The organism is Moraxella sp. VT-16-12, from assembly GCF_002224245.2.
Taxonomy (GTDB): Bacteria; Pseudomonadota; Gammaproteobacteria; order Pseudomonadales; family Moraxellaceae; genus Moraxella.
This window is the reverse complement of the sequence record NZ_NKHK02000010.1, coordinates 1-26,915: the sequence shown is the minus strand read 5'-3', so window position 1 is coordinate 26,915 and position 26,915 is coordinate 1. Positions and strand designations below refer to the sequence as shown.

30 protein-coding genes and 2 tRNA genes are annotated in these 26,915 nt (G+C 42.8%); 17 read left to right on the top strand and 15 right to left on the bottom strand.

Features of this window, described 5'->3' with window-relative positions:
* Positions 1-114: 114 nt before the first annotated feature.
* Together CEW93_RS09065 and tyrS are read left to right on the top strand one after the other, a co-directional pair.
* Complete coding sequence (locus CEW93_RS09065; protein ID WP_089541003.1) at positions 115-525, top strand: hypothetical protein; 411 nt, start codon at positions 115-117, stop codon at positions 523-525.
* A gap of 97 nt (positions 526-622) precedes the next feature.
* Positions 623-1,831, top strand: a complete 1,209-nt coding sequence (gene tyrS, locus CEW93_RS09060; RefSeq protein ID WP_089541005.1) for a tyrosine--tRNA ligase — start codon at positions 623-625, stop codon at positions 1,829-1,831.
* Here the strand turns inward: tyrS and CEW93_RS09055 are convergent, their stop codons facing one another.
* Positions 1,832-2,221, bottom strand: coding sequence for a hypothetical protein (locus tag CEW93_RS09055; protein WP_089541007.1), 390 nt, complete (start codon positions 2,219-2,221; stop codon positions 1,832-1,834).
* A 133-nt stretch (positions 2,222-2,354) separates the two neighbouring features.
* Between CEW93_RS09055 and CEW93_RS09050 the strand changes: the two genes are divergently transcribed.
* From CEW93_RS09050 to CEW93_RS09035, 4 genes are read left to right on the top strand one after another with little or no spacing between them, the layout of a single operon-like run.
* A complete protein-coding gene (locus CEW93_RS09050) occupies positions 2,355-2,999 on the top strand; it encodes a YitT family protein (RefSeq protein ID WP_089541009.1) in 645 nt (214 codons plus the stop codon).
* A 15-nt stretch (positions 3,000-3,014) separates the two neighbouring features.
* Positions 3,015-3,236 carry a DUF1653 domain-containing protein gene (locus CEW93_RS09045; RefSeq protein ID WP_089541011.1) on the top strand — a complete coding sequence of 74 codons (222 nt, stop codon included), beginning with the start codon at positions 3,015-3,017 and terminating at the stop codon, positions 3,234-3,236.
* Positions 3,233-3,634, top strand: a complete 402-nt coding sequence (locus CEW93_RS09040) for an FKBP-type peptidyl-prolyl cis-trans isomerase (protein ID WP_089541013.1) — start codon at positions 3,233-3,235, stop codon at positions 3,632-3,634. The genes CEW93_RS09045 and CEW93_RS09040 overlap by 4 nt, the downstream gene beginning before the upstream one ends.
* A 14-nt stretch (positions 3,635-3,648) precedes the next feature.
* Positions 3,649-4,614: a Holliday junction resolvase-like protein gene (locus CEW93_RS09035; RefSeq protein WP_089541015.1), complete on the top strand. Its 966-nt coding sequence runs from the start codon at positions 3,649-3,651 to the stop codon at positions 4,612-4,614.
* 15 nt (positions 4,615-4,629) lie between these two features.
* Here CEW93_RS09035 and CEW93_RS09030 read toward each other — a convergent pair whose 3' ends face one another.
* The 4 genes from CEW93_RS09030 to CEW93_RS09015 form a co-directional block, all read right to left on the bottom strand.
* Entirely contained in the window at positions 4,630-5,127 is a 498-nt protein-coding gene (locus tag CEW93_RS09030; protein ID WP_255504061.1) for a YggT family protein, read from the bottom strand.
* Positions 5,128-5,234: 107 nt separating this feature from the next.
* Complete coding sequence (gene proC / locus CEW93_RS09025) at positions 5,235-6,077, bottom strand: pyrroline-5-carboxylate reductase (RefSeq protein ID WP_186727954.1); 843 nt, start codon at positions 6,075-6,077, stop codon at positions 5,235-5,237.
* A 58-nt stretch (positions 6,078-6,135) separates the two neighbouring features.
* Positions 6,136-7,425 (bottom strand): tRNA lysidine(34) synthetase TilS, encoded by a 1,290-nt coding sequence (gene tilS / locus CEW93_RS09020; RefSeq protein ID WP_089541018.1) that lies wholly within the window; start codon positions 7,423-7,425, stop codon positions 6,136-6,138.
* Between the two features lie 54 nt (positions 7,426-7,479).
* A complete protein-coding gene (locus CEW93_RS09015) occupies positions 7,480-7,764 on the bottom strand; it encodes a 4a-hydroxytetrahydrobiopterin dehydratase (protein WP_089541019.1) in 285 nt (94 codons plus the stop codon).
* Between the two features lie 222 nt (positions 7,765-7,986).
* Here CEW93_RS09015 and guaA point away from each other — a divergent pair, with 222 nt between their 5' ends.
* Complete coding sequence (guaA, locus tag CEW93_RS09010) at positions 7,987-9,573, top strand: glutamine-hydrolyzing GMP synthase (protein ID WP_089541020.1); 1,587 nt, start codon at positions 7,987-7,989, stop codon at positions 9,571-9,573.
* Between the two features lie 37 nt (positions 9,574-9,610).
* Here the strand turns inward: guaA and CEW93_RS09005 are convergent, their stop codons facing one another.
* Positions 9,611-10,408, bottom strand: coding sequence for a hydroxymethylpyrimidine/phosphomethylpyrimidine kinase (locus CEW93_RS09005; RefSeq protein WP_089541021.1), 798 nt, complete (start codon positions 10,406-10,408; stop codon positions 9,611-9,613).
* Positions 10,409-10,535: 127 nt separating this feature from the next.
* On the opposite strand from CEW93_RS09005, the gene CEW93_RS09000 reads away from it, so the two are divergent.
* From CEW93_RS09000 to CEW93_RS08985, 4 genes are all read left to right on the top strand, one after another.
* Positions 10,536-10,625, top strand: a tRNA-Ser gene (locus CEW93_RS09000).
* A gap of 57 nt (positions 10,626-10,682) precedes the next feature.
* Positions 10,683-10,759, top strand: a tRNA-Arg gene (locus tag CEW93_RS08995).
* A gap of 121 nt (positions 10,760-10,880) precedes the next feature.
* The gene (locus CEW93_RS08990; protein ID WP_255504060.1) at positions 10,881-11,501 is read left to right on the top strand and encodes an RDD family protein; all 621 of its coding nucleotides are present in this window, start codon (positions 10,881-10,883) and stop codon (positions 11,499-11,501) included.
* Entirely contained in the window at positions 11,498-12,457 is a 960-nt protein-coding gene (locus CEW93_RS08985) for a thioredoxin fold domain-containing protein (protein ID WP_089541022.1), read from the top strand. Before CEW93_RS08990 ends, CEW93_RS08985 begins: the two co-directional genes overlap by 4 nt.
* 158 nt (positions 12,458-12,615) lie before the next feature.
* Here the strand turns inward: CEW93_RS08985 and CEW93_RS08980 are convergent, their stop codons facing one another.
* From CEW93_RS08980 to CEW93_RS08950, 8 genes are all read right to left on the bottom strand, one after another.
* Positions 12,616-13,236: a hypothetical protein gene (locus CEW93_RS08980; RefSeq protein WP_089541023.1), complete on the bottom strand. Its 621-nt coding sequence runs from the start codon at positions 13,234-13,236 to the stop codon at positions 12,616-12,618.
* Between the two features lie 16 nt (positions 13,237-13,252).
* Complete coding sequence (locus CEW93_RS08975; RefSeq protein WP_089541024.1) at positions 13,253-13,798, bottom strand: ATP/GTP-binding protein; 546 nt, start codon at positions 13,796-13,798, stop codon at positions 13,253-13,255.
* Between the two features lie 80 nt (positions 13,799-13,878).
* Positions 13,879-15,147, bottom strand: coding sequence for a hypothetical protein (locus CEW93_RS08970; protein ID WP_089541025.1), 1,269 nt, complete (start codon positions 15,145-15,147; stop codon positions 13,879-13,881).
* 331 nt (positions 15,148-15,478) lie between these two features.
* Positions 15,479-16,075, bottom strand: a complete 597-nt coding sequence (locus tag CEW93_RS08965; RefSeq protein ID WP_089541026.1) for a hypothetical protein — start codon at positions 16,073-16,075, stop codon at positions 15,479-15,481.
* A 380-nt stretch (positions 16,076-16,455) separates the two neighbouring features.
* Positions 16,456-17,202, bottom strand: coding sequence for a phosphate/phosphite/phosphonate ABC transporter substrate-binding protein (locus CEW93_RS08960; RefSeq protein ID WP_089541028.1), 747 nt, complete (start codon positions 17,200-17,202; stop codon positions 16,456-16,458).
* 2 nt (positions 17,203-17,204) lie between these two features.
* A complete protein-coding gene (locus tag CEW93_RS11025; RefSeq protein WP_255504058.1) occupies positions 17,205-17,486 on the bottom strand; it encodes a PAS domain-containing protein in 282 nt (93 codons plus the stop codon).
* A complete protein-coding gene (locus CEW93_RS11020) occupies positions 17,440-17,670 on the bottom strand; it encodes a hypothetical protein (protein ID WP_255504056.1) in 231 nt (76 codons plus the stop codon). Before CEW93_RS11020 ends, CEW93_RS11025 begins: the two co-directional genes overlap by 47 nt.
* 78 nt (positions 17,671-17,748) lie before the next feature.
* Positions 17,749-18,111: a roadblock/LC7 domain-containing protein gene (locus CEW93_RS08950; RefSeq protein ID WP_089541029.1), complete on the bottom strand. Its 363-nt coding sequence runs from the start codon at positions 18,109-18,111 to the stop codon at positions 17,749-17,751.
* Between the two features lie 427 nt (positions 18,112-18,538).
* Between CEW93_RS08950 and hemL the strand changes: the two genes are divergently transcribed.
* From hemL to CEW93_RS08935, 3 genes are all read left to right on the top strand, one after another.
* Complete coding sequence (gene hemL, locus CEW93_RS08945) at positions 18,539-19,831, top strand: glutamate-1-semialdehyde 2,1-aminomutase (RefSeq protein WP_089541030.1); 1,293 nt, start codon at positions 18,539-18,541, stop codon at positions 19,829-19,831.
* 119 nt (positions 19,832-19,950) lie between these two features.
* Positions 19,951-22,749: a preprotein translocase subunit SecA gene (gene secA / locus CEW93_RS08940; protein WP_089541031.1), complete on the top strand. Its 2,799-nt coding sequence runs from the start codon at positions 19,951-19,953 to the stop codon at positions 22,747-22,749.
* Positions 22,750-22,769: 20 nt separating this feature from the next.
* Positions 22,770-23,018, top strand: coding sequence for a hypothetical protein (locus tag CEW93_RS08935; protein ID WP_089541032.1), 249 nt, complete (start codon positions 22,770-22,772; stop codon positions 23,016-23,018).
* A gap of 39 nt (positions 23,019-23,057) precedes the next feature.
* Here the strand turns inward: CEW93_RS08935 and upp are convergent, their stop codons facing one another.
* The gene (upp, locus tag CEW93_RS08930; RefSeq protein WP_089541033.1) at positions 23,058-23,690 is read right to left on the bottom strand and encodes a uracil phosphoribosyltransferase; all 633 of its coding nucleotides are present in this window, start codon (positions 23,688-23,690) and stop codon (positions 23,058-23,060) included.
* A gap of 267 nt (positions 23,691-23,957) precedes the next feature.
* Between upp and CEW93_RS08925 the strand changes: the two genes are divergently transcribed.
* The 3 genes from CEW93_RS08925 to CEW93_RS08915 all read left to right on the top strand — a co-directional run bounded on the left by CEW93_RS08925 (position 23,958) and on the right by CEW93_RS08915 (position 26,793).
* A complete protein-coding gene (locus CEW93_RS08925) occupies positions 23,958-24,638 on the top strand; it encodes a DNA methyltransferase (protein WP_089541034.1) in 681 nt (226 codons plus the stop codon).
* Entirely contained in the window at positions 24,639-26,300 is a 1,662-nt protein-coding gene (locus CEW93_RS08920; protein WP_089541035.1) for an Eco57I restriction-modification methylase domain-containing protein, read from the top strand.
* Positions 26,301-26,415: 115 nt separating this feature from the next.
* Positions 26,416-26,793, top strand: coding sequence for a hypothetical protein (locus tag CEW93_RS08915; protein ID WP_255504055.1), 378 nt, complete (start codon positions 26,416-26,418; stop codon positions 26,791-26,793).
* The last annotated feature ends 122 nt before the right edge of the window (positions 26,794-26,915 follow it).

The window sequence follows — 26,915 nt, the reverse complement described above, 5'->3', positions numbered from 1 at the left end:
TATCATACACAAGCAGCACAGATAATTTACATTAAAATCTCTATGATATACGGCATGGCAAGTTAGGCAGTCAATAACTTGTGTTGTTATTAACTTTTAGTGGAAAAGACTACTATGAAAAAATCACTGATTTATATGACCGCTTTGGGTTTGGCAATGGTTGGCATGAATGCCAATGCAAATGTGGCAGCACAAGAAGATGCAGCTACTGTGCATGCTCAAACCGTCAGCAAAAAAGCAGCCAACTATACTTGCCAATCAGGCAAAAAAATTAAAGTTACCTATGGCTTTAACAAGCAAGGTTTGCCAACTTATGCCCAAGCAACCCTAAATGGCAAATCACGCTTTATGCCCATTAACCTAAATCGTTCTGGCGATAACAACACAGTGTTTGGTGATGAAAATAACTTTTCATTGACCGCACACACAGAGCTAAACAGCCGTAACTATCGTAAAACCAATTTTATGATATTTAGCCCATCTAGTGAAATCTTGTACAAAGATTGTCATACTGGCAAAAGATAATAGCTACTTGTTTAAAAACCGCTCTTGATGGGGCGGTTTTTTCGTATCTAAAAATTTGTTATACTAAGTGGTTTTATCAGCATATAAAAGGTGTGTTATGTCAGATTTTTTACCCATTGAAGAGCAACTTGCTTTGATTAAGCGTGGCGTTTCAGCCATTTATTCTGAGGAAGATTTAATCACTAAACTCAAACAAAACCGCCCTTTGCGTATCAAACTTGGCATGGACCCTACCGCCCCTGATTTACATTTTGGGCATACAGTGGTTTTAAATAAACTGCGTCATTTTCAGGATTTGGGGCATGAGGTGCTGTTTTTGATTGGTGATTATACCGCCCGTATTGGCGACCCAACAGGCAAAAACACCACACGTCCGCCCCTGTCCGAAGAAGATGTCAAACGCAATGCCCAAACTTATGCCAAGCAAGTGTTTAAGATTTTGGATAAAGACAAAACCACCATCATGTTTAACTCAGATTGGTTTGGTAAAATGAGTGCAGGCGATATGATTGCCCTAGCCAGTCAGGTAACTGTCTCTCGTATGCTTGAACGTGATGATTTTGCCAAACGCTATGATAGCCAAACACCCATTGCCATTCATGAGTTTTTGTATCCACTTGTCCAAGGCTATGACAGCATTGCCATGCAGGCGGATGTGGAGCTTGGTGGTACTGACCAAACCTTTAATATTTTGATGGGGCGAACGCTACAAGGGCGATACAACCAAGAAGCCCAAGTGTGTATCACCATGCCGATTTTGGAAGGTTTGGACGGTGTACAAAAAATGAGTAAATCGCTAGGCAACTATATTGGCATCAGCGACCCTGCCGGTGTGATGTACCAAAAAATCTTGTCCATGCCTGACACGCTCATTGCTCGTTACTTTGAGTTACTTAGCTTTAAGCCGATGAGCCAAATCAATGTTTTGTTAGATGAGATGGCAAACGGACGCAACCCCCAAGAGATTAAGCGTATCTTAGCCCTAGAACTCATTGAGCGTTTTCATGATAAAGAATCTGCCGAAAATGCCCACAAATCAGCAGGTAATCGCTTGGCGGATGGTGAGTTGCCTGTGGATTTGCCAGAAGTGTCATTGCCTTTAAATGGGGCGGATAAGCTGTTTATTACGCAAATTTTAAATGGGGCAAACCTTGCCAAAAATTCTGCCCAAGCCAAAGATATGCTATCTCGTGGGGCGGTCAAAGTGGATGGACAAGTGGTGGATAGTGGCTTTGCCTTAGAATTTGGACAAACAGTGGTTATCCAAGCAGGGAAAAAGGCGTATGCTCGGATAACGGTGGCATAATCAACGAATGATTTTGGCATTATCTACCAAGCACAGCACTTTGGTGTTGTGCCAAGCACTATGCTCGCCAAAAAGTTCACTGCATTTTACACGAATACGTTTACCATTTGACCTGCTGTATTGAATGCCTGAATTATTATCAGCCAACTGAATGAGCTTGGTATTGATATGCTTGTACTCATCAAAATCATCATAACCTGTAACAGTTAGCGTTTTATCCAGTGTGATGGCAGGATAATTACTTTCATTATAAGGAGGTTCATCAATCAGACTTTTTATCATCATGATTTTTCCTGTCAAAACCGCAGGCTCACCAAGATGGGCAACATCTTGGGCATTGGCACATTGAATGCCCATTACCAAGGTAAAAATTGTTAGGAGCTTTTTCATAACACACCTTAATCACATTTGTTTGATTATTTTGGCTGTTGTTAAGATGATTATAGGCACATTCAAAGCAAAAAATCTATAATCATCTGATGTCAAGTGTATCAGTTTTGTATGACTAAATAGAAGTAATCTTATGAGTAAACGTGTCTTACCCATCACCCCATGGAGCAATACATCGCATTGGGCATTAAAGTTTAAACCCCTTGCTATGTTGTGTGTGTCGCTTGTTTTGTTTGGTTTTGGTGAAGCCTTGCTACTCAAATCACAACTTGGCTCGGCACCGTGGACAGTATTTGCTCAGGGACTTGCCGTGCAAACAGGCTTAAATATTGGGCTTTTGACCTTTATCGTCAGTTGTGGTGTGTTGGCATTGTGGTTGCCACTCAACCAAAAGTTTGGCTTGGGAACGGTGTTAAATATCTGTATCATCGCCATAAGCTTGGGGCTGTTTGATGGGTGGCTGCCTGTGATGGATGCTTTGGTATGGCAAATCATCTTTGCTGTGCTTGGTGTGGTGATTGTGGGTGTGGCGTCTGCTTTATATTTGACATCGCACATGGGTGCAGGTCCACGAGATGGCTTGATGGTGGGCTTGACGCAGCTGACAGGTCTAAAAGTGGGCATCATTCGCACCTTTTTGGAAGGCTTGGTGTGCCTGATAGGTTGGCTACTTGGTGGTGTGGTGGGCTTGGCGACTTTGCTGTTTGCTTTTGGGGTGGGGGTAGTGGTGCAGGTGTCGCTAGATGTGCTGTTTAAACTTTACCCACAACGTCCATGATTAAGTGAGAGATTGATGAATAAAATAACCACAGGCATTTATCGCCATTATAAAGGCAATCTGTATCAGGTTCTGTACACTGCGTGCCACAGTGAGACGGGCGAGTGGGTGGTCGTCTATCGTGCCTTATATGGCGAGTATGGAGTGTGGGTGCGACCTGTGGCGATGTTTTGTGAAATGGTGCAGTTTGATGGGCAAAGTGTGCCTAGGTTTAAACTAATCAAGGAGATAATATGACAGATTTTCAAATCATTGATTTGGTGGTTGGTACAGGCAAAGCAGCCGAGCGTGGCTCATTAATCACCGCTCACTACACAGGCACGCTCACTGATGGTGCAGAATTTGACAGCTCACACCGCCGTGGACAAGTTTTTGAATGCGTGATTGGCACAGGGCGAGTAATTAAGGGTTGGGATTTGGGCGTACTTGGCAGTGAAACTGGGGTAAAACTGCTTGATAAATGGGGAATTGAATTGGATTTGCCAAATTTTCCACCCATGCAAGTTGGCGGTAAAAGACGGCTTTATGTACCTGCGTTTTTGGCATATGGTGAGCGAGCGGTGGGTAAAATTTTGCCCAATAGTGATTTAATCTTTGAGATTGAGCTGATTGATGTCAAAACAAGAGATGAGTAACACAAGGGAAGAGAATGTCTGAGATAATCATAGGACTGGTGGTCATTGGGGCGGTGTTTTTACTGATTTTGTGGTATTTACATCGTCAGCACACCAAGGAGCGTCATGCATACGCCCAAGAGCTTACCCACCTTCGTCATGAACTGACCACACTACAACAAAGCCACCATGAGAGCGTAAATCAACGTGAACAGCAGCACCAAGCTGAGATTCAACATCATCACAACCAAATGACTGCCAAACAAGCTGAGCATTTAGACGAAATAAAGGCACTGCAACAGCAAATCACCGCATTAAAGGAAGAATTTGGCACAAAACAACTGGCGACTTTGACCGAGCATCAGCACCTTTTGGAGCAAAAACAACACACTATCAGTGAGCTAAATCAGCGTCTGATGGAGCAAGAGACGGCGTTTAAATTATCGCTAGATAAAGCGATAAAAGACGCTCAAACCCGCTCCAATAACGCCCAGCGTCATGTAATTAAGGGGCAGATTTCTGAAAAGTTTGTGCCGTTTATGGCAGGCTTTGAGTATAGCCCTGCTGATTGTCGCTTTATGGGTGAGCCGATAGATTATGTGGTGTTTCATCGTTTGCATGATTGTGTGGATGGGCAAGCAAGTCTTGATGAGGTCAGTGTGGTGTTTTTGGAAGTAAAAACAGGTCAAGCCAAACTCAACAAACGCCAACAGGTGCTAAAAGAAGTCATCACACGCGGACAGGTGAAGTTTGAGACTTTGCGTATCCATCAAAGCGATAATATGGGTGATGAGGTGCGTGTGAGTATTGACGTGCCGTATGTCAGCCCCGATAAACAGCTTTACCCTAATAGCGGAGCAAAATGGAGTGCAGAAGAAGAGTTGAGACTTATCCATGCCTTTGATAATGGTGCTAGTATTGATGAGCTGATGGCAAAGCATGGACGCAATCATGGCGGTATCATGAGCCGACTTAAAAAACTGGGTAAATTCCAAGAATAAATGTACAGCTTGATACTAGCTTAACCGCTCCAAGATATTTGCACCAATAATCTCAATAGACAGCTCGATCAAAGCCAACGCCATAATTGCCACCAAAGTAGAAAAGTCAAACATACCCAAATTTGGGGTAATGCGGCGAAATGGGGCGATGATGGGTTCTGCCATTTGCATGACCAAATCCATCACAGGGTGCATTTTATTGGCAAGCAGTATCACCCAGCTAAAAATCACCGAGCCTAGCACGATGTATTTGAGCATACTTACAAAACTTAGTATTCCCCCAAGTGTCCCTGCAAAAAACAAGGTTAAAGCATCTAAGGGTTTGCCCAGAATGCTTGCCATACCTGCAATCTTAATATAAGTCAAAAGCAACATCAGCACCACCGCCGACAGACTGATGCGTCCTTTGTCCAAATCAGGAAATATCCGCCCAAAAACCGACACCACCGCCGAGATATTATAGGTGGCTTTGGCATAGGGGTGGTTTTTGTCAATTTCGGCAAATTGAAACATAAACCGCAAAAAAATCACAAGCAAGGCAAAATTTACAACAATATTAAAAATAATGGTCAATGGGTCATTCATGGTGTTTGATAAGATTCAATGTTTAAATGTTAATGTCAAAATAACTTGCCAAGTTCATCGCTTCGTTTGGCACACGCCATCATGGCGTTGCTTAGGGCGTGCTGAAAATCGTGCTGTTGTAGGGTGTTTAGGGCTTCTTGGGTGGTGCCACCTTTGGAAGTTACTTGGGTACGAAGTTTGCCAATGTCATCGCTAGATAAGGCAAGTTCACCTGCTCCAATTAGGCTCATACATGCCATTTGTTTGGCGGTGGTGCGGTCTAGCCCCATTTTTACCGCTTGGTCTATCATCGCTTCTAGGGCATAAAAAAAGTAAGCAGGAGATGAGCCTGCCACGGCAGTAATGGCGTGTAAATGCTCTTCGCTGGCAATCCACGCTGTAAGGCCCACACAACTCATGATGGCAAAAGCAGTATCTTTGTCAGCTTGACTGATGTTTGGGGGAGCAAACAGTCCTGTTGCCCCACGTCCGATAGATGCAGGCAGATTTGGCATACATCTGACAATCCGAGATGTGCCAAGCCACAGCGATAAACGTTCGGTGGCGATACCTGCCATGACAGATAAGATGAGTTTGTCCTGCACCAAATCACAAAGCGTGGGGGCGACTTCTTGTATGACTTGTGGTTTGACCGCCAAGACGATGACATCGGCATTTTTGGTGAGTGTATGTACGTCATCAGGTGTGGCGGTTGATATGCCTTTTTGTGCAAAGCTGGCAAGTTTGGGGGGATTTTTATCGGACACACCCAAGCTTAAACCAAGTTGGTGCTGTTGATTGGCAGATAACAAGCCATCAATAATAGCACTTGCCATGTTGCCCCCACCGATAAAGACAATGTTTTTGTGGTATAAGGCAAGTGGGTTGAAATTATCCATAATCATCTAATGTATGTGGTTGGTCTTTTTAAATTGCCATTGTACACCATCGCCCCCATCATGGCAAAATTATCTTTCTTTGCCAACGCATGCCGATGATATGACAAGGTGTGCCTGACAGTTGCCATGATTGATAAGGGGCGATGAGCCATGAGTGTTTTTTATCAGTGATAAGGTATAAATGTTCTCTAAAAAATGGAGCAATCCCTAAGGTTTGATAGAGTTTTTTACCATGTAAGTGGCGTAGTTTGCCATGAATGGTGATGCTGATTTTATCGGTGCGGTCAAGCAGGCGGGCTGTATGGTCAGGTGGTAGGGCAAGTGCGATGGCGTTGTCTGTACTTTGCCCATTTAGATAATCCCATGCTTTATCCCAAAAGCGATACAGATGATGGCGATAGCGACAGATGACATAACCATAAGAGCCTTGCCAAAACAGCTTGGTGCGCTGGTCAGGGTTGCTACGGTGAACAAGTGTCAAGATGTCTTTGATGATTTGGCTAGGTGGTGGCGTGGTTTCGTTAGTGCTTAGCCAAGCGTGCAAGATGGCAGATTGATGAGAGTCGTCAAAGGTTGTTAAGGCGTTGATGTCTAATACGCTTTGGTAGGGGGTATCGCTTTGGTTGTGGCACAGACATTTACCCAATGATGAGCTGATGATGGGGCGTAAAATGTCCGTGCTTTGAGTGATGAGTGTGGCACTGCGAGCGATGTTGGCGATGACTTGGGGATTTAAGTTGGCAAGGCGTGGCAAAATGTCATTGCGGATAAAACTGCGAGCGTTGTCTGTGGTGGTGTTGGTGGGGTCATCCACATAGGGCAGGGCGTGGGTATGAGCAAAATCGCTGATGTCTTGACGACTGACTGACAGCCACGGACGGTGTAGATGTATGGTTTTGTCATCTAAGGTTTTGGTTTGCCATGCTCTGATGCCTGATAAGCCATGAATGCCTGTGCCATTGATAAGTCGCATGAGTACAGTTTCGGCTTGGTCGCCTTGATGATGAGCCAAAAGCAGGACATCGCCATCACTCATGATGTCTGCCATTGCTTGATAGCGAGCGTGGCGGGCGGTGGTTTCGCTTTTTTTGTTTAGGCAAATTGGTAGAACATGACAAATAAAATCATGTTTATCAGCCCAAGATTTGACCAATTTTGCCCAGTCATCATTGGCGTCTTGCATGCCGTGGTGAACGTGTAACAAGATGGGTTTGGTGGTCAGTTTGCCATCTTGATAAAGCAGGTGGCACGCCCACGCCAAAGACAAAGAATCCCGTCCGCCACTGCACGCCAAAAATAATCGTGAGTGGTCAGACAGATGAGATAAGCAAGTTAAGAGTGCAGACATGATGTGTTAGGATAAAATTTTTGCTTATTTTATCATAACTGTCCCCATGTTGGTTTAGGCGGTATAGCACCCTTCCATGCGTTTGGCAAGCTGAATGTCTCGCCCTTGTACTGCCGATTGGTCAAATTCGCCAATCTTGACACTGACGATGTTTTGGTGATTTGACCAGTTGGGATAGTGTTCTAGCTCCACACAATAAAACGCCACTTTGGTCATAAATGCGATGGCGGAGGCAAAATCTGTAAACACAAAGGTTTTGCTGATGCTGTTGCCTTCTAAGTTCCAGCCATCTAGGGCATCAAGTTGTAGGGCGACTTGGTCGGAAGTAAGACTGCTCATGAGTTCTCCTAGGAGTTAAGATTATCCAAAATCATACATCATTCTTGGGCAAATGAGAAGAGTTTGGCTATGATGAGGTTTGTGCAATTTTTGTGCCATCTTGTATGATGGTGTCAAGCGTGGTTTTGGCTTTATGGTTTGGTGTATTTTACCCAAAATCCACCCAAAAATGCTATAATACCCAACTATTTTATTTACTTTATGTTTATTCCAAGGAATACTATGACCGCCTTATCTCAAATCACCACCGACCGCATTCTTATCTTGGATTTTGGTTCGCAGTACAGTCAGCTCATCGCTCGGCGTGTGCGTGAAGCAGGCGTGTACTCTGAAATGCACCCTTTTGACATGGACAGCAACGCCATCAAAGCCTTTAACCCTAAGGGCATTATCCTGTCAGGAGGCCCTGAGAGCGTGTATTTGGAGAACTCCCCCAAAGCTCCCCAGATTGTTTTTGAGCTGGGCGTACCTGTTTTGGGTATTTGCTATGGCTTTCAAACCATGTCGGCTCAGCTTGGCGGTTCGGTGGTGGCAGGTAAGGTGCATGAGTTTGGTCATGCACAAGTGCAAATCAACCATCGAGATAGATTGATTGGCAATTTAAAAGACAATGCTGATGATGAGTCTGTTTGTGATGTGTTAAATGTGTGGATGAGTCATGGTGATAAGGTGGCAAATCTGCCAGAAGGGTTTGGTGCAACATCAAGCACGCCAAGCTGTGCGTTTGCGTCCGCCAGTGATGAAACTCGTGGTTTTTATGGCGTGCAATTTCATCCAGAAGTTACCCATACCGCCAAAGGCGTGCAGCTCATTTCTAATTTTGTGCATGGCATTTGTGGTTGTGATAGTTTGTGGAATAGCGAAAACATCATTGAGATGCGTGTTGCTCAGTTGCGTAAACAAATCGGTGATGAAAAAGTGTTGCTTGGTCTGTCAGGGGGTGTGGACAGCTCGGTGGTGGCAGCTCTTTTACATAAAGCCATTGGCGACCAACTGACGTGTGTTTTTGTGGATAATGGTTTGTTACGTCTAAATGAAGGTGAGCAGGTCATGCAAATGTTTGCCAAAAATATGGGCATTCATGTCATTCGTGCTGATGCTGAAAATGACTTTTTGAGTGCATTGGCAGGCGTTACTGACCCAGAAGCTAAGCGTAAAATCATTGGATATAAGTTCATTGAAGTATTTAGCGAAGAAGCTCGCAAACTAGATGGCGTAAAATTTTTGGCACAAGGTACGATTTATCCTGATGTGATTGAGTCGGCCAAAACCAAAAATGGCAAAGCCCATGTGATTAAATCGCACCATAATGTCGGTGGCTTGCCTGATGATTTGCATTTTGAGTTGGTTGAGCCGTTGCGTGATTTGTTTAAAGATGAAGTGCGTAAATTGGGTGTGGCACTTGGTTTGCCCCATGAGATGATTTACCGCCATCCGTTCCCAGGACCGGGTTTAGGCGTGCGGATTTTGGGCGAGATTAGAAAAGAATATGCTGACATTTTAAGAGTGGCGGACGACATTTTTATGCAGGAGTTACGTGCAAGCGGTTGGTATGATAAAACCGCCCAAGCCTTTGCGGTGTTTTGCCCTGTCAAATCGGTTGGCGTGGTGGGTGATGCACGGCGTTATGCGTGGGTGATTTCGCTCAGAGCGGTGGAGACGGTGGATTTTATGACGGCTCGTTTTGCTTATTTGCCTTATGAATTGGTGGATAAAATTTCAACACGTATCATGAACGAAATTAAAGACGTATCACGTGTGGTTTATGATGTGTCAAGTAAGCCGCCTGCCACGATTGAGTGGGAGTGATGAAAAAAACCGCCAAGCATTCATTGGCGGTTTTTTATTAGGCTAGGTGGAAAAATCGGTTAGGAATTAGCTGTGCCTTGGGGTCATCAATATGGGGTCTGTCAGCGTGCTGTAGTGCTTGGGCTATCCAAGTGTCCGCATCTTTAATGGCTTGCACCAAGTCCATACCTAATGCCAGCTTACCTGCGATGTGGCTTGCCAAAGAACAGCCCGACCCATGAAACTCACCGTTCAAGCGTGGAACAATGCTGGTGTGAGCAATTTCACCATTGATGTATAAAAACTGCTCAATATCACCTGTTTCATAGTCATGAGAAGTTTTGACCAGTACAGCATTTACCCCATTTTGACACAGTTTTTTTGCCCCAGCGTGCAAATCCGTCTCGCCTGATAAGGCTCTAAGCTCATGTGTGTTTGGTGTGATGAGTGTAGCAAAAGGCAAAAGTTCTACAAAGGCTTTGACCAGTGTCTCTTTATCACCCAAACTGCCCCCACTATTTGCCACTAATACAGGGTCAAGCACAAAAGGCGTGCCTTGTTTGATGTGGTTATTCTTAAAAAGTGTGGCTATGGCATGAATGTTGTCGGTCGTGCCAAGCATGCCTGATTTGACAGCTTTAATGGGCAAATCATCAAGTACCGCCATTGCCTGAGCGATTAATAACTCCGCCGATACAGACTCAAAACCCATCACTTGCTGTGAGTTTTGTATGGTGATGGCAGTACACGCCACGGCTGCGTGAGCACCTGCCTGACCAATGGACTCAATGTCCGCTTGCAAGCCTGCTCCCCCTGATGGGTCAAGCCCTGAAAAACACAGTACCACAGGACGCATAAATACTCCTTAAATAAAAAACCTTATCATAGCAATTTTTTTAGATAATCGCCAAGATTTTTTTAAAAAGTACTTGCATTTTGTGGATTATTTGCTATAATACCGCCCACAGTAGATTTACTGACTCGGTGAAGTGGGTGAGTGGCTGAAACCACGTCCCTGCTAAGGACGCATACGGGAAACTGTATCGAGGGTTCGAATCCCTCCTTCACCGCCATTAAATTTAAAAAAGGCTTGACATAGATAAATTATCTGCTATAATAGCCGACCATACGCACCCGTAGCTCAGTTGGATAGAGCACTTGGCTACGAACTAAGGGGTCGGGAGTTCGAATCTCTCCGGGTGTGCCATTTTAAAGAAAAACCAAAACGTTATGTTTTGGTTTTTTTATTTTATGTCAATCAACTTGTCTTTTTGTTCACAGGTGTTTTGTGCTAAAATACCCGCTTTTATGATAAAACCAACATCATCATGTCAAATCAAGCTCCCACATCTCCCCCCGAAGAAAGTGCTGTTATTGCTCGTCCAATGGTGCGTCTGTTTGCCATTGTTTATGATGGCATGTTGATTTTGGCAAGTTTATTTTTGGTGGGAACATTATTGGCAGTCATTGGTACACTGATGTTTATGGATGTGGGAACAACGTCTGAGCAAGCTCAAAAACTGCCCATTTGGTACCAAAATGGCATCATGACACCAGCTTTTATTTTGACCTTAGTGGGATTTTATGGGTTATTTTGGCGAAAATCTGGTCAAACGCTGGGCATGCAGACATGGCGACTAAAAACAGTTGCGATAGATGGCAAATTATTAACTTGGGGACAAAGTTGTCGGCGGATTTTTAGTGCCTGTCTATTACCGATTCTTTGTGCGATTGTTGGTGGTGCTTTGTACGGCTCACGTTTATCATTATTGGTAAGTGCCTTTGTTGGGTTTTTGTTTAACTATCTATTTTGTTGGGTGAATGTGAAAGGTTTGGCGGTGCATGACATATTATCAAACTCTTTAACCCTAAAAATTCCCAAATATCAACACGAAAGTATTTTTTCAAAACTTAAAAAATCAAAATCCAATAAGGCAAAAACCCCATGAAAAAGTGGCTATTGTGTTTGGGATTGGCACTATCTGTTAGTGCTGGTGCAACATCAAATATTAAAGAGATATTGGTAAATGCAGGGCTAACCATGCCCATTAAAGACATCCGCTCATCTATGATAGAAGGGCTTTGGCAAGTGCATTTGGATGAAGCAGAGCCATTATTTATCAGTCAAGATGGGCGTTATGTGCTACAAGGAACGCCTGAGCCTAATCCTAGCCCAAAAGTTGCCATCAGTTCATCATTAATAACATCAACTGATAAAGCAGGTAAGCCTGTATCAGATGAGTATCATCAAGCACTGCTTGCCAATATGACATCGCTTAAAAACCTAAATGCAGATACTGCCTTTTTTTATACTAACATCAAGGATCTGTTATGGGGTGTATCAGGAGTGGGTGGTGTGCCATTTTTGGTTAGTGGCGATGGTCGTTATTTTATCAATGGCGAGATTTCTGTCATTGAAAATGGGCAGTTTGCAGGTTTGGATACGGATTTTGAATGGACAAAGAACCGCCATGTTTTATCATCACTTGATGAAAAAACGCTGACCATTTACCCTGCCAACCCTCAAAAAGCGGTGATATACGTCGCCACAGACACCCAATGTCCTTATTGTCGTTTGTTTCATAAACAAATCAGTCGTTTAAATGCTCAGGGCATTACCGTGAAAGTCATCGGTTATCCTGTGTATGATGAAGCACATGAGCCCATGCGACAGATTTGGTGTGAGGCGGATAATACCAAGCGTGCCAAACTGTTATCATTGGCAATGACGGGGGTTCACCCAAAAAACACCTGCCAAACTCAAACAAATGCTTTGACAAAAAACCAAAAGATGGCCCAAGCTCTTGCACTGATAGCAACACCTGCCATTTATCGTGCTGATGGTGTGTTGTTTGAAGGGGATTTTCAAAATGGTGAGCTATTGGCGTTTTTGGGTGTGCGTTGAGTTGGCGTTGGGTCTTATGATTTGTTAAACATAAAACTGGCATTGGCAGTTGGTTTTGCTTTAAACAAAATAAAAACCAAATGAGATAATCAATGACTGCCAATGTGGCTGAGTGCTAAACTTATGATTGGCTCAACGCACATTTATTGGGTTTGTTTTTATTCTTCGCTGGTCTCAAAACGCAAACCAGATGTTTTAATTGCCCAAATCAGTTCCACAAAAGCACGGTTATTGGTCAAAGGTTCGCCATCTAGGATTAACACATAGCCTGAACCATCAATCCACAAAAACACAAAACTGGTCTTTGGCATCAGCAAGTCCACCTGCTCAAAAAATGAGACAGCTTGGTCTTTAATAATCCAGCCACGTTGCTGCTGGCGATTTAAAAAATCAAAAAAGTCTGCCGCCGCCACACTTAGTGTGTCTGCTTCTTCTTGGGTGTAGCCAACACGAGCCAAACAAAATCCTTCGTTTGAACCAATGGCGGCACGACGTGTACCCGACAAACTGGCAACCACGTAGGGCAAAAATTTATCCAAAGGCAGGTTTGGTGCAGATAAAGAGTTGTCCAAAAACTCAATCCAACCATTACCAGAGAAGTCTTCTAGCCATTCACGATAGTATTTATTTGCCCAAGTGGACACCTGTGGACAGCTTTTGGCTGAGATAATCTCTTGTAGGGCTTGCTGTTGTTCATTGGGTTTGGTGCCTGTAAAGGCTTCAAAAACCCCTGCAGGCGTTAAAATGATGTACGAGTCGTCAGTAAAATGTGCGTGCATGATGAGACCAAAATAGTTAAGCAGAAATCATATATACCAAAGAACGCACTAAGTTTTGCATTTGTTCACGTTTGCGAGCGTCCACCAAGCTAACATTGGCAGCGACATTATGATTGACCAGATAGTCGGACAGGCGTTGATGTAAATCCCAAGGTGCATTTTCACAATGTGTTACTCCAACCACCAAAGCACTGCCTTTGATGAGTGGCTGAAAGCTTTCTAAATAATAAGCAAGGTCGCCCACAGGGTCGGACTCTTCGGCGTTTAATAACAGCAAAAGCCCCAAAGCATTTTCGCTTAAAATATCCCACATAAAATCAAAACGGCGTTGCCCGGGTGTGCCATACAGTCGCACCTGCTCGCCACTTTCTAAAATCATCACTCCATAATCCATCGCCACGGTGGTGGTTTTTTTCATTTTGGCGACACCATCAGACGCAATCTCTTCGGTGGTAACCACGCCTTTATCAGATAAAGAGCGAATGGCTTCGGTTTTACCTGCACCCACAGGGCCTGCGATGATGATTTTATAGGTGCCTGCACCGATTTCTTGGTCTAACATAATGACTCCAATTGATGTGAATGTACGAGATGATGATTACTAAATTGTGCCAAATACCTGACAAAAATTGTTCAATTTCTCTAAAAAGCCAACTTTCTGAGCAGTCGCTTAAAAAAGCCTGTTTTGGTTGCTTTTGCCACACCATCATTTTTCTTTGGGGCTGTTTCTGGGATAAAGCCGCTTACGTGTTGGGGGCTGACAAGCTGTAAGCTGTCTAAATCCACCGTTTTTGAGATGATGGCAAGCAAGCATAAGCGGTTGAGTTTGCCTGTATGAGCTTCACTAAATAAGGTATATATGTCGCTTAGTGTCTTGGGAGTGGACAAACACGATGCCATGACTGCTTGGGTGTAACTTGGCAAATCCTCAATGTCGTTAAGGTTTGGCATAAACTTTAATTTTATTTGCAAGTTATGTGCCGTAGTGTTAATTTCTTCGGGTAAAATTGCTTGATACATTTGCCAAATGAGTGTATTTAGGGCGTATTTTTTGGCATCATGCTCTTGCAGTCTGTCTGTGTGTTCTTGATAAGTGGCAGTATCTAGCGGTTCAACGGTGATAGAATTGGCAAATTCATCATGACTTTTGGCAATGGTCAAGTAGTCAATAATACGAGCCACATTGGTGCTGATTAACAAGTTGCGAGTGGGGTCAATCAGTGCTTCATAACGACTGGTTTTTAGCAAAAATGGTTCATCTTGCCAAAAAAGTTGGCACAGTTGTCTGACCATGGGTAAATAATAAATGTCTTTAAAATGTTCACCCAAAACAGCATCTAAGATACTTTGTTCTTTATTGTTGGGTTTTTGTAATAAAGTATTATCTGACAAGGGTTGTTTACGGTCTGTCTCTTTGGGTTTGGGGGTTGGGATAGGTGCTGGGGTAGTAGCGACCGAAATGTCATCTAAAATCTCGTCGTTTGAGTGTTGTATCGTGTCTGCTAGGGGGCTAAACAGCTCGCCTTTATCTATCAGTTGTTGCAACACGGGTAAGATGGTGTCTTTGCTGTACGGAGACTGAATGTATATATAATGACCAAATTCTGTCAAAGCTTCTTGCCACACATCAATTGGTGTGCGTGTTGTCAGCAGGGTGGGGCGGTTTTGGGTAAAATTGAGTAGGGCTGCTTTGTGTTGGTGTTGATAGGACAGCATGCCAATGCCTCCCAGATTGATAATCAACCCTTGTGCGTCTTGGTGTTGGCTTGGAATATTTGGCAGGGCAAAACGCAAATCGGAAGTCAAATCACGTTCGATATAAACACATTGAATGTTTGTAAAATGTTGCTCAATCAAAAAGCTTAACAAATTGGCGTTTTGTTCTGAAAAACCAACAAATAAAAGTTTCATTTAAAAAAGTCTCCATCATCATGACGACTAAACAGCGTCAATCATTGAGTTATGATAAACAGTCAAGAGATATCAAATCATGTCATCACAAAGTTAGGTGATGATAAATTGGGTTGTGGCAGAGTGCGTGTATTTTAATCTTATCTGCTGATTTTTCCTAGAACAGTCATCACTTTTGCCATTTGCCCAAACATTCAAATTGTGCATTTTGTGCTAAAATTTTTTGTTTAATTTGATGATATTGGGTCATTTATTTGCCATGAACTGCTGATAAATTTGCTGTATTGACCAGATGACCTAAATGGTTGTTTGGGTGGTTTGGATTTGCCCATCAAAGGCTTTCTAAAAGTTTACGACACTGTGTCCAACGTTCATCAAAAACCCAACCTTCTTTATTTAAGCGAAACCACACCACCATAAATGCCATGCGGTCAGCACAAGCGATACAATGCTCCAAAAAATCATCTTCCATTTGGGTCAATAAGGAGCTGTTTTCAGTTTTGGTTTTAAGTAAGTTGGCGATGATGCTGTCTGCCATGTGCCACGCATGGTCGCTACTGGTGCGTAATTTGTGGGCAGGTACGTCCAAAGATGGTGTTACCAAAACGCTCCAACGAGTTGCTAAGGGGCTGATGTCCCAAACATAATCTTGTTTGTGAACGCAGTTTAAAAATGCTTGATAAATTGGTGCAGACAGTCGCTCTTTGGCTTCATCTAGGATTTGTTGCCCTTGATAGGGAGCGTCGTACCAACAACCAAAAAAATAATCCGCCAACGCTCCTTGTAGTGGCTCGCTTTCAAAAAAATTCATTGCCGTGCGAATGCGTTCTTTGTGATAAGTGATGATAGTGGGCGAGCCTAAGATACGCCGAGACATACGGCGGTACTGTTCACGCACCATAGTGGGTGTTCGCTGTAACTCAGACATGGTGTTCCTTGATGTGGTGATAAACCAGATGTGCTTGTTTGACCGTGGTGATTGGGCGTGATGGTTTTGTTTAATGAAACAAAAGCCATGTCAAGATTTTATCAGTTACCCAAAATTAACTCATTGAAATTTAATAAGATATTTTTATCAAAATGGCGTTTGACATAAAATATGGTGTTTGTATGCGGATTGGCGTGTGTTGAGCTTTATGGCGTGATTTGCAATTGGCAGTGTTTGCAAATAAAAAGTTTCGCCCCAAAATTCCCATATCTTGTTAAATTGTTCTTTGGGTGCAAATTCAAAGCTCAACACACAACGTCTATCCACTGTGTTTTGATGAATAGACATATACCAAACTGACAAAATGTGTCAATGTGTACTTAGTCTAGCAAAGTTTCCATCAGGTCAATCATAAACTCAGCTTCTTCTTCGCTGACTGCTTCAAAACCATTTGGCATACCAAGTTCACTTAGTACCGCTTGACCATCGGCATCATTTTTTAATGACAACAGCACATCACAAATGGTGTTGGCATCGCTCAAATCATCTTTGGCAAGTAGTACATGAGTGATGTCAGCAAGGTCGCTTTCAATCAGGACATTAAGCTGCATTTTGGTCAGATTAGACAGTGAGTGATAAATCTCAGCAATAAAAAACGCAGCATCTGCTTGACCTTGGGCAACCAATTTGGCGGCAGCCTGATAAGTTTCAGTAATCTCAAATTTGACATCATTTTCGGTCAAATCAACCGCTTCTAGCAGACGCAAACCAATCAGTTTGACATCACGGTTATCTGCCATGGCAATGGTTGCCCCAGCTTTTAGGTCATCTAGGGTTTTAATGTCGCCTTTGGACGATGATACGATGACCATTTCATCAGATTTGCCCACAGGACGAGCAATGGCTTTGTAGCCTTTTTCACGAATCAGTTTGGCAGCATCAAAAGGGTTGGCATAAACCAAAGCGATGTCGCCACCATCAATCATTTTGGTTTGTTCCTGAGATGAAGCGGGGGTTTCTAGGTGAACTGCTAAATTTGAGCGTTTTTGTAGTAGGGTGTTTAGGGTGTACCAACCACTAAATAGATTTGGTGGAAAATCAGGGGCGATGACAAAACGATGAGACATGATTAGTTTGCTCCTTTTAGGGCAGCATATTGTTTGCTGGCTTCTTCAATTTTACTACGTGATGGTTTGCGACGAACCGAAGTGTAGCCCACAACTTCTCCACGGCGGATATTTGGCACAACGGTGGCATAGACCCAGTAGTGTCCACCATCTTTGCACAAGTTTTTGACATAACCATGCCATTTGTTGCCAGCTTTGACAGTTGCCCAAAGGTCAGCAAAGGCTTCGCTTGGCATATCAGGGTGGCGTAAAATGTGATGGGGTTTGCCCAAAAGCTCTGGCAACAAAAGCATCATTAACGTGTGTCAAAATGCCGTTTAGGTCGGTGCTAGATACGATGAGTTTGCCATCTGGATAAGGGTGTTCAACGCCAGTATCATAGACGGTGCGTGTTGTGCCATCATGATAGCTCAGTTGGTGTTCAACGCTATCGCCACTGGGTTTTTGCATGTCGGATAATTGTGTCATGAACGAATTTCCTATTCTTGTAAATGTTAGGTCTGATGATGCCAAAACCACCAACTAAGATGATTTTGGCAACCAAGATTAAAGCAGTTTAGACAATGCCTCAGAAGCACGTTTGATGTCTAGGAAAATCAGACCTAGTTTGGCGTTAGATTTGGCAAGTACAGTCAATACCGCCTCAGAGCCTGCCGATGTCATGATGACATAGCCTTTTTCACCTTGTACCAAAACACGGTCAGTGCTACCACGACCAAGCTCGCTACCAGCACGGTCCCCCAAAGATAATAGGGCGGCACTCATCGCACCCACACGGTCTTCGTCAATACCAGTAGGCAAGGCAGAAGCAATCATCAAACCGTCTGTTGAGATAAGGGCAGAAGCTTCAACGTCAGCAGATGAGCTGTTTAGGTCTTCTAGGATTTGTTGGAACATATCGGTACGCATAATTCACCTTTTTGTGTTAGTGTAAAAACCTATTTGGTCAGATAGCCAGTCAGATGGACAATGTTTCTGACCTCCATGATTGATGGGTTGGGCACAAAGTCCATCTGTCAATCATACTGGATAAAGCAAGTTTTGTGCCGAATTTTTTTTAAAGCGTGTGATTTGTGGGTAATTTAGGATAAAAGGGGGTGTTTTGGGGTTAAAATTAATTTTTATCATTATACCTTTAAACATTTGTTGATGTCTTTGATGTGCGATTGTTGAAATTGTATCAATTTTGTTTTGTCCGTTGAGTGATTGACAGTTTTTTGGTGTGAAAAGGTGCGATGAGAGCGATTTTTGCTAAAAATTAATCTGTCCTGATTTAATGCATGGTAGCCCAAGATGAAAAATGCTAAAATAGTTATTTTTATACTAGGAATCAATCATGACTTTGACTGCTGACCAAGTTCTTTTTGAAAAAGCCAAACGCCATATTGCAGGTGGGGTAAATTCACCAGTGCGTGCTTTTGCTGGTGTGGGTGGTACGCCTGTATTTATCAGCCGTGCTGCTGGCTCAAAGATGTATGACACGACAGGGCGTGCGTATATTGATTATGTTGGTTCGTGGGGTCCGATGATTTTGGGGCATACTCACCCAAAAGTCATTGCGGCGGTCAAAGCTGCTGCCGATGATGGATTGTCCTTTGGAGCTCCCACACCCAGTGAGACGACGATGGCAGACATCATCGCTGACATTGTGCCAAGTGTGGAGCTTTTGCGTATGACCAGCTCTGGCACAGAGGCGACCATGAGTGCCATTCGTCTGGCTCGTGGCTATACAGGACGTGATAAGATTGTTAAATTTGAAGGCTGTTATCATGGGCATTCGGACAGTTTGTTGGTCAAAGCAGGCTCAGGCATGCTAGACATTGGTGAGCCAACCAGTCAAGGTGTGCCAGCCGATTTTGCCAAACACACGCTGACCTTGCCTTATAATGATGTGTCAGCTTTACAGGCGGCGTTTGAAAAATTTGGCAGTGAAATTGCTTGCGTGATTGTTGAGCCAATCGCAGGCAATATGAATATGATTATTCCTAGCCAGCATTTTCATGACACACTCCGTCAGTTATGCACAGACAATGGTGCGGTGCTGATTTTTGATGAAGTGATGACAGGTTTTCGGGTGGGACTTGGTGGGGCTCAGGCTTATTTTAACATCACGCCAGATTTGACTACCTTTGGTAAAATCATCGGTGCAGGCTTGCCTGTTGGGGCGTTTGGGGGTAAGCGTGAGATTATGGAATGCATCGCACCGCTTGGTGGCGTTTATCAAGCGGGCACACTCTCAGGTAACCCCTTGGCAATGCGAGCAGGTAAGGCGATGTTTGATGAGCTGACGGTAGAGGGCTTTTATGAGGCACTAAGTGCCAAAACCGCCAAACTGGTACAAGGCTTGCAAGCATTGGCTGACAAACATGGTGTAGATTTTGCAACCTGTCATCTTGGCGGTATGTTTGGGCTGTTTTTTGCCAAAACTTTGCCCCAAAATTTTGGTGAAGTTAGCCAAGCTGACAGCCAAAAATTTGCCAAATTTTTTCATGGCATGCTTGACCGTGGCATTTATTTGGCGCCTTCTGCGTTTGAGGCGGCATTTATGTCCATCATGCATTCTGATGAAGACATTCAAAAGACGCTTTTGGCAGCAGATGAAGTCTTTGGCGAGCTGTCAGGCACATAAACCCTTGTTATTTTTTTGAGAATAACCATATAAATGCAAGTTTAATGATTGCCGGCTGATTTGGTTGGCACACAGCATGCCTAGCATTGGGCGTGCTGATAATTGATGGTGGATATATTATGTTAGCAAAAATCATCGGTGGCGTTATTGGCACCAAAAATGAGCGTGAATTAAAACGCATGAGAAAAATCGTAGACAAAATCAATGCCTACGAACCCACCATTTCGGCACTGACCGATGATGAATTGCACCAAAAAACCACCGAATTTAAAAACCGCTACCAAGCAGGCGAAAGCCTAGACAAACTGCTGCCTGAGACCTTTGCGGTGTGTCGTGAAGCGTCCAAGCGTGTCAATGGCATGCGTCATTATGACGTGCAGCTTATCGGTGGTATCACACTCCACGAGGGCAAAATCGCCGAGATGAAAACGGGTGAGGGTAAAACTTTGATGGCGACCCTTGCCATTTATCTTAATGCCATCAGTGGCAAAGGCGTTCATGTGGTTACGGTCAATGACTACTTGGCTACCCGTGATGCTGAGTTAAACCGTCCTTTGTTTAGCTTTTTGGGGCTGACGGTTGGGGTGATTTATAGTCAGCAGCCATCTTATGAAAAGTTTGACGCTTATCGTGCCGACATCACTTATGGCACCAACAACGAGTATGGCTTTGATTATCTGCGTGATAATATGGTGTTTAGCATGGATGAAAAAAAACAGCGTCCGCTCAACTACTGTATTATTGATGAGATTGACAGTATTTTGATTGATGAGGCTCGCACGCCGCTTATCATCTCTGGGGCAGCGGAGGATTCGGCACATTTATACGCCTTGATTAACACCATCATTCCCCGCTTGATACGCTCAAAAGATGAGGAGCTTAACAAAGAAAACAAAGAAGGTGATTTTTGGATTGACGAAAAAAACCGAGCCATTGAAATCAGCGAAAAAGGCTATGAAAAAATAGAAAAGTTTTTGATAGAAGTGGGCGAGCTGGGCGAAAAAGAAAGTTTGTACAGCCCTGCTCGGTTGCCTTTATTGGCTCATGTACAAGCAGCCATCCGAGCCCATCATATTTTTGTCAAAAACATTCATTACATCGTCTCTGAGGGCGAGGTGGTGATTGTTGATGAAAACACAGGGCGTACCATGCCAGGTCGGCGTTGGAGTGATGGCTTGCACCAAGCGGTAGAAGCCAAAGAAGGCGTGGAAATCCAAGCTGAAAACCAAACGATGGCGACCACCACTTTCCAAAACTATTTTCGTTTATATGACAAACTCTCTGGCATGACTGGTACTGCTGACACCGAAGCGGCAGAGTTTAAGTCCACCTACGACCTTGATGTGGTGATTATTCCAACACACCGTCCGATTGCTCGTACTGATTTAAACGACCAGATTTTTTTGACCAAATTAGGCAAATACCAAGGCATTATCCGTGAGATTCGTGAAATCACCGCCAAAGGAGCACCTGTGCTGGTGGGAACGGCGACCATTGAAGCCAGTGAGGAGCTGTCTTATTTGCTTGACCAAGAAAACATCGCCCACAATGTCCTAAACGCCAAACAGCACGAACGAGAAGCAGAAATCATCGCTCAGGCAGGTCGCCCCAAAGCGGTAACGATTGCCACCAACATGGCAGGACGTGGTACGGATATTATTTTGGGGGGTAACTGGCAAGCCCAAGTCCCTAATTTAGATGAGCTTACGGACGAACAAAAAAAGGCACTAGAAGCAGATTGGCTCATCAAAAACGAACAAGTCAAACAAGCAGGTGGTCTGCACATCATTGGCTCAGAGCGTCATGAATCACGCCGTATTGACAACCAGCTACGTGGGCGAGCAGGGCGACAAGGCGACCCAGGTTATTCACGCTTTTTCTTGTCGCTAGAAGATGATTTGATGCGTATTTTTGCAGGCGACCGTGTGGTGGCGATGATGCGTACCATGGGTCTTAAAGAAGATGAAGCCATTGAACATAAAATGGTCTCCAAATCCATTGAAAACGCCCAAGGCAAAGTAGAAGCACGAGATTTTGATGCCCGTAAACAGCTGCTTAAATATGACGATGTCGCCAACGAACAGCGTAAAGTCATTTATGCTCAGCGTGATGATTTGCTTGGTCAAGCAGATTTACAAGACGACATTAAAGCCATGCACCATGAAGTGTACAATGCCTTGATTGACCAATTTGTGCCACCAGGTTCGGTGGATGACCAATGGAATATTGATGGCTTAGAAGATGAGATTGAAGAAGCGTTTCGTTTTTATATGCCCATCAATGACTGGCTAGATGCTGACCGCCGTTTGGACGAAGATGGACTGCGTAAAAAAATTGTGGACACCGCCATCGCTCATTATGACAATAAACGCACACAAATGGGCGAGCAAAACGCTGCTCGCTTGGAGCGTGATTTTATGCTTCGTAATCTTGACCGCCACTGGAAAGAGCATTTGACGCAAATGGACCAGTTGCGTAAAGGTATTCATTTGCGTAGTTATGCCCAAAAAAATCCCGAACAAGAATACAAACGCGAATCTTTTGAGCTGTTTCGTGCCATGCTTGGGGCGATTAAGTCAGACGTGGTGCAGGATTTGGCACGCGTGCATATCCCGACCCCAGAAGAGATGGCAGCTTTGGCAGAAGAACGCCGATTACAAGCTGAGCAGATGCAAATGCGTTTTGAACATCATCAGATGGGGCTTGAAGGCGAGCTTGATGACCAAGCCATAAGCCAAAAGCCAGCAGCTCACACGCCATCAGTGGCAATGAGTATCAGTTTGGGAGCAAGTCCATCAGGCAATCAAACCGCCACTACAAATGATGAAGATTTGGTCATTCCTGCCAATATCAGTCGTAATGCCCCATGTCCTTGTGGCAGCGGTCTAAAATATAAGCAGTGCCACGGCAAGCTCTAATAATTTTTTTAAGGTAATTTATGAACTACAAAATCATAACAACAGCCATTATTTTGGCAGCACTTGGTTTGTCAGCTTGCGACAACAAAAACACCCAAGATGTCAAAACCCAAGCACAGCCTGAACCCGAGGTGCCTATGTCTGCTGAGCCAGCCGAGCCAACTGGCGTGATGAATGCTGAACCTGTGGTCTTGGAAGCAGAATCAGAAGCGGCTGAGGCAGCTTCTACTACCGATACCGCAAGCGGTGCACCCACAAGCGGTCAGTAGTGAATTTAAAGATGGGCTTGTAAGATAGATAAGGTATGTTTAGAGCTGTTTGGTGCCAAAAATCTTATCACCAGCATCGCCAAGCCCAGGAATGATATAGCCTTGCTCATTAAGATAGCTATCCAAAGCAGCGGTAAAAATATGTACATCAGGGTGGGCATCATTGACCAGCTTGACACCTTCTGGGGCAGCAACCAGCACAAGAGCTTTGATGTTTTGACAACCATGTTTTTTGAGCATGTCAATGGTGGCGACCATGCTACCACCTGTGGCTAGCATTGGGTCTAGGATAAGGGCAGGACGTTTATCAATGTCTTTGACGAACTTTTCAAAAAATGGCACAGGTTCAAGTGTGGTCTCATCTCGCTGTAAGCCCACCACAGAAATTTTGGCGGTTGGTAGCAGGTCAAGCACGCCATCAAGCATGCCAAGCCCTGCACGCAAAATTGGCACTAGGGTAACTGTTTTACCCTTAATCTGCTCACCATCAATCTGTCCGCACCAGCCAGCCATTTTAAAGGTTTCAATCTCAAAATCACGACTGGCTTCATACGCCATGAGTCGCCCAAGCTCTTTGGTGAGTGTGCGAAATTTATAAGTGCTACAATCTTTTTCACGCATGAGTGAGAGTTTGTGGCGAACTAAGGGGTGGTTGATGACGGTGATGTTCATATGTGTGCCCTATGCAAAAATCTTGTGTATTATAGCGTTTTTTTAAGACATCTGCTAAAATAAATCATCAAATGATAATCATATTTTTATAATAAAAGGCTTGCATTTTTTAATATGTACTTTATAATTTCAGCGTTCAGCCAAATTTATCCTTAAATGCCATTAAAAATCAGTATGTTAATGGTTTAGCTTCATGTTTCTTTAATAAAAGTCCGTCTGTGTATGGGCTTTTTTTGTTGTCCAAAATTTATTCTAAGGGTGGTAAAAATGACTGACACTACCCAACCCCTGCAAAAAACCACCACAAAACAAACTAAATCTAAAAAACGCATTGCTGAGCATGGCGAGGTATTTACTGCTGAGCGTGAAGTCAATGCCATGCTAGATTTGGTTAAATTTCAATCTGAACAAATTGCCAGTACCTTTTTGGAACCTGCTTGTGGCAATGGCAATTTTTTGGTGGAAATTTTAAGCCGAAAACTTACAACCGCCTTAGCGAAATCTCAAATCAATAAAAGCCAAAAATCCCCCAAATATGCCCAATTTTATTACGAAAAAAATGCCATTCACGCCATTTCTAGTATTTATGGCATTGAGCTGTTGGCGGATAATTGTGCTGAATGTCGCAGTCGATTGTTAGATTTATTTCAAGCGCATTATCAAAGTTATTTTAAGCAAATTAACCCATTGGTAATAAAAACCGCTCAATTTTTGTTATCAAAAAATATCGTCAATGGCAATGCCTTAACCCTAAAAGATTTAAATGACAAACCAATTCTATTTAGTGAATGGAAATTTATCAGCGACACACTCATTCAAAGGCGTGATTATATTTATGAGAATTTGGTAGAAAAAACCGACAATCAATTAAGCGACAACCAAGGATTTATTCCAAAAAATATCCAAGATTACCCACCCATTCATTATCTAAAATTAAGCGAGCAATAAATGGACAGCGCCAAATTTCAGATAAATAGTAATATCACCAAAGACTTAGATAAATTAAATCAAGGTCAATTATCGCTATTTGAGCAGAGTTATAATCCTGATGTATTGGACTGTTTATCCAGTCTATCCAACGATGAAGTATTTACCTCGCCAAAACTTGCCAATTTAATGCTGGATTTATTGCCAAATGATATTTGGTCAAATCCAAAGGCGACATTCTTGGATCCTGTGTCAAAATCAGGTGTATTCTTGCGTGAAATTGTCAAACGATTGGATAAAGGCTTAGAAAATCAAATCCCTGATAAACAAACTCGCATTAATCACATTCTAAAAAATCAAGTGTTTGGCATTGCCATCACGCAGCTCACCGCTTTATTGTCTCGCCGTAGTGTCTATTGTGCCAAAGTTGCTAATTCGCCGTTTTCTATCTGTGATGAATTTGATAATGAGATGGGAAATATCATTTTTGGACAAGTTCATCATCAATTTAAAGACGGCAAATGCACAGAATGCGGTGCTAGCCAAGAGGTTTTTGGTTATAGAGATGGCTTAGAAAATCATGCCTACGCCTTTATCCATACCAATAAAGACAAGATATTTACGGAGTTAGAAAAAGTGAAATTTGATGTCATTATTGGTAATCCGCCTTATCAATTAGATGACGGTGGGGCAGGGGCAAGTGCCAAACCCATTTATCATTTGTTTATAGAACAAGCCAAAAAATTAAACCCCAATTATCTGATTATGATTACGCCAAGCCGATGGTTTACTGGTGGTAAAGGGCTTGATAAATTTCGGGATAATATGCTAAATGATAAACGTATTGCTCAAATTCACGATTTTCCTAATTCCAAAGATTGTTTTGATAATGTAGAAATTAAAGGCGGGGTAAATTATTTTTTATGGGATGCCAAACATAATGATGATTGTGAGGTATTTACTTATGAAAATGGAAACTGTGTTTCACAACTAAAAAGACCATTAAAAGAGCAAGGTTTAAATGTTCTAATTCGCTATAACCAAGCTATTAAGATTTTGAATAAAGTTAGGAAATTTAATGAACCAAGTTTTAATGAGATTATTAGTGGTGCAAAGCCGTTTGGTTTAAGAACTTACTTTAAAGGCAATAGCAAGCCTTATAAAAATAAATCAGATAATGTTATGCTTTATCAAAATGGCGGAATAGGCTACATTAGTAGAGCAGATATCCTTAAAAAAACAGAATGGATTTTAAGACATAAGGTGATTGTACCTTATGCCATAGGAACAGGAGATGGAAAAACAGATAGGGTTAATCCAATTTATGCGGGGATAAATACAGCTTGTACAGAAACTTATTTGGTCATTGGACCTTTTGAAAATGAAGAAATTTGTAATAATGTGATGGGCTATATCAACACTAAATTTTTACATTTTATGCTAACCTTAAAGAAAAATACACAGCATGCTACAAGGGGAGCTTATCAATTTGTACCTATGCAAGACTTTACCCAATCTTGGACAGATGAAAAATTGTATCAAAAATATGGCTTAACCAAAGATGAGATTGAATTTATTGAAACTATGATACGCCCAATGGATGGCGACAGCGATAAATCCAAAAAATCACACACCAAAAAATCAAAACAAGATAAATTAGCATTGGAGAATGATGATGAGTGAAATAATTAGAATTGAGAGTATTTCAGATTTTGTCAACGCTTTATCAGAGTTGGGGGAGTGTAATAAGGAGAAATCACGATTTTTTCATGGACATTCTAATGCTTGTTATCAACTTATGCCAAGTATTTATCGTCAAAAATATTTAATAGATAAGAGTGAAGAAGAAAAGAAAGAAAAATCCTTGCGTAAACAAATCCAAGAAAAGCTCATCAAATTTGCCACACGCATTCCGGTTTTTATGTATCTAAGCGATTATCGTGAACACAGCCTAAAAGATGTTATTCAAGAGTTGGAACCTGAGCTATTTACCAAGGTAACAGGACTATCGCAAGCAGATTTTTCTTTGCTTGTGTCGCTAAATGTCTTTGATGAAGGCGTGATGAATGATGCAGTATATAAGTTTAAACGCTATGAAGATGCTAGCTTAGAGTATACAGGTATTCATAAAAAAGAAGCTTATATTGGATTGTATAATACAGTAATTATGTGCTAAGTTGGGGTTTTTTGACATAATGGAGATAACGTGGTAATTTCCCTCTAAAAACCAACCACTTACAAAATATCTCCAAAACCCCCTTTACAATCCTATTTTATCAGGTATAATACCCACCACTC

Bases quoted from the DNA above. Each gene is read 5' to 3' on its own strand.
- CEW93_RS09065 (WP_089541003.1), top strand. From the start codon at position 115: ATGAAAAAATCACTGATTTATATGACCGCTTTGGGTTTGGCAATGGTT.
- tyrS (WP_089541005.1), top strand. From the start codon at position 623: ATGTCAGATTTTTTACCCATTGAAGAGCAACTTGCTTTGATTAAGCGT.
- CEW93_RS09055 (WP_089541007.1), bottom strand. From the start codon at position 2,221: ATGAAAAAGCTCCTAACAATTTTTACCTTGGTAATGGGCATTCAATGT.
- CEW93_RS09050 (WP_089541009.1), top strand. From the start codon at position 2,355: ATGAGTAAACGTGTCTTACCCATCACCCCATGGAGCAATACATCGCAT.
- CEW93_RS09045 (WP_089541011.1), top strand. From the start codon at position 3,015: ATGAATAAAATAACCACAGGCATTTATCGCCATTATAAAGGCAATCTG.
- CEW93_RS09040 (WP_089541013.1), top strand. From the start codon at position 3,233: ATGACAGATTTTCAAATCATTGATTTGGTGGTTGGTACAGGCAAAGCA.
- CEW93_RS09035 (WP_089541015.1), top strand. From the start codon at position 3,649: ATGTCTGAGATAATCATAGGACTGGTGGTCATTGGGGCGGTGTTTTTA.
- CEW93_RS09030 (WP_255504061.1), bottom strand. From the start codon at position 5,127: ATGTTTCAATTTGCCGAAATTGACAAAAACCACCCCTATGCCAAAGCC.
- proC (WP_186727954.1), bottom strand. From the start codon at position 6,077: ATGGATAATTTCAACCCACTTGCCTTATACCACAAAAACATTGTCTTT.
- tilS (WP_089541018.1), bottom strand. From the start codon at position 7,425: ATGTCTGCACTCTTAACTTGCTTATCTCATCTGTCTGACCACTCACGA.
- CEW93_RS09015 (WP_089541019.1), bottom strand. From the start codon at position 7,764: ATGAGCAGTCTTACTTCCGACCAAGTCGCCCTACAACTTGATGCCCTA.
- guaA (WP_089541020.1), top strand. From the start codon at position 7,987: ATGACCGCCTTATCTCAAATCACCACCGACCGCATTCTTATCTTGGAT.
- CEW93_RS09005 (WP_089541021.1), bottom strand. From the start codon at position 10,408: ATGCGTCCTGTGGTACTGTGTTTTTCAGGGCTTGACCCATCAGGGGGA.
- CEW93_RS08990 (WP_255504060.1), top strand. From the start codon at position 10,881: ATGTCAAATCAAGCTCCCACATCTCCCCCCGAAGAAAGTGCTGTTATT.
- CEW93_RS08985 (WP_089541022.1), top strand. From the start codon at position 11,498: ATGAAAAAGTGGCTATTGTGTTTGGGATTGGCACTATCTGTTAGTGCT.
- CEW93_RS08980 (WP_089541023.1), bottom strand. From the start codon at position 13,236: ATGCACGCACATTTTACTGACGACTCGTACATCATTTTAACGCCTGCA.
- CEW93_RS08975 (WP_089541024.1), bottom strand. From the start codon at position 13,798: ATGTTAGACCAAGAAATCGGTGCAGGCACCTATAAAATCATCATCGCA.
- CEW93_RS08970 (WP_089541025.1), bottom strand. From the start codon at position 15,147: ATGAAACTTTTATTTGTTGGTTTTTCAGAACAAAACGCCAATTTGTTA.
- CEW93_RS08965 (WP_089541026.1), bottom strand. From the start codon at position 16,075: ATGTCTGAGTTACAGCGAACACCCACTATGGTGCGTGAACAGTACCGC.
- CEW93_RS08960 (WP_089541028.1), bottom strand. From the start codon at position 17,202: ATGTCTCATCGTTTTGTCATCGCCCCTGATTTTCCACCAAATCTATTT.
- CEW93_RS11020 (WP_255504056.1), bottom strand. From the start codon at position 17,670: ATGACACAATTATCCGACATGCAAAAACCCAGTGGCGATAGCGTTGAA.
- CEW93_RS08950 (WP_089541029.1), bottom strand. From the start codon at position 18,111: ATGCGTACCGATATGTTCCAACAAATCCTAGAAGACCTAAACAGCTCA.
- hemL (WP_089541030.1), top strand. From the start codon at position 18,539: ATGACTTTGACTGCTGACCAAGTTCTTTTTGAAAAAGCCAAACGCCAT.
- secA (WP_089541031.1), top strand. From the start codon at position 19,951: ATGTTAGCAAAAATCATCGGTGGCGTTATTGGCACCAAAAATGAGCGT.
- CEW93_RS08935 (WP_089541032.1), top strand. From the start codon at position 22,770: ATGAACTACAAAATCATAACAACAGCCATTATTTTGGCAGCACTTGGT.
- upp (WP_089541033.1), bottom strand. From the start codon at position 23,690: ATGAACATCACCGTCATCAACCACCCCTTAGTTCGCCACAAACTCTCA.
- CEW93_RS08925 (WP_089541034.1), top strand. From the start codon at position 23,958: ATGACTGACACTACCCAACCCCTGCAAAAAACCACCACAAAACAAACT.
- CEW93_RS08920 (WP_089541035.1), top strand. From the start codon at position 24,639: ATGGACAGCGCCAAATTTCAGATAAATAGTAATATCACCAAAGACTTA.
- CEW93_RS08915 (WP_255504055.1), top strand. From the start codon at position 26,416: ATGCCAAGTATTTATCGTCAAAAATATTTAATAGATAAGAGTGAAGAA.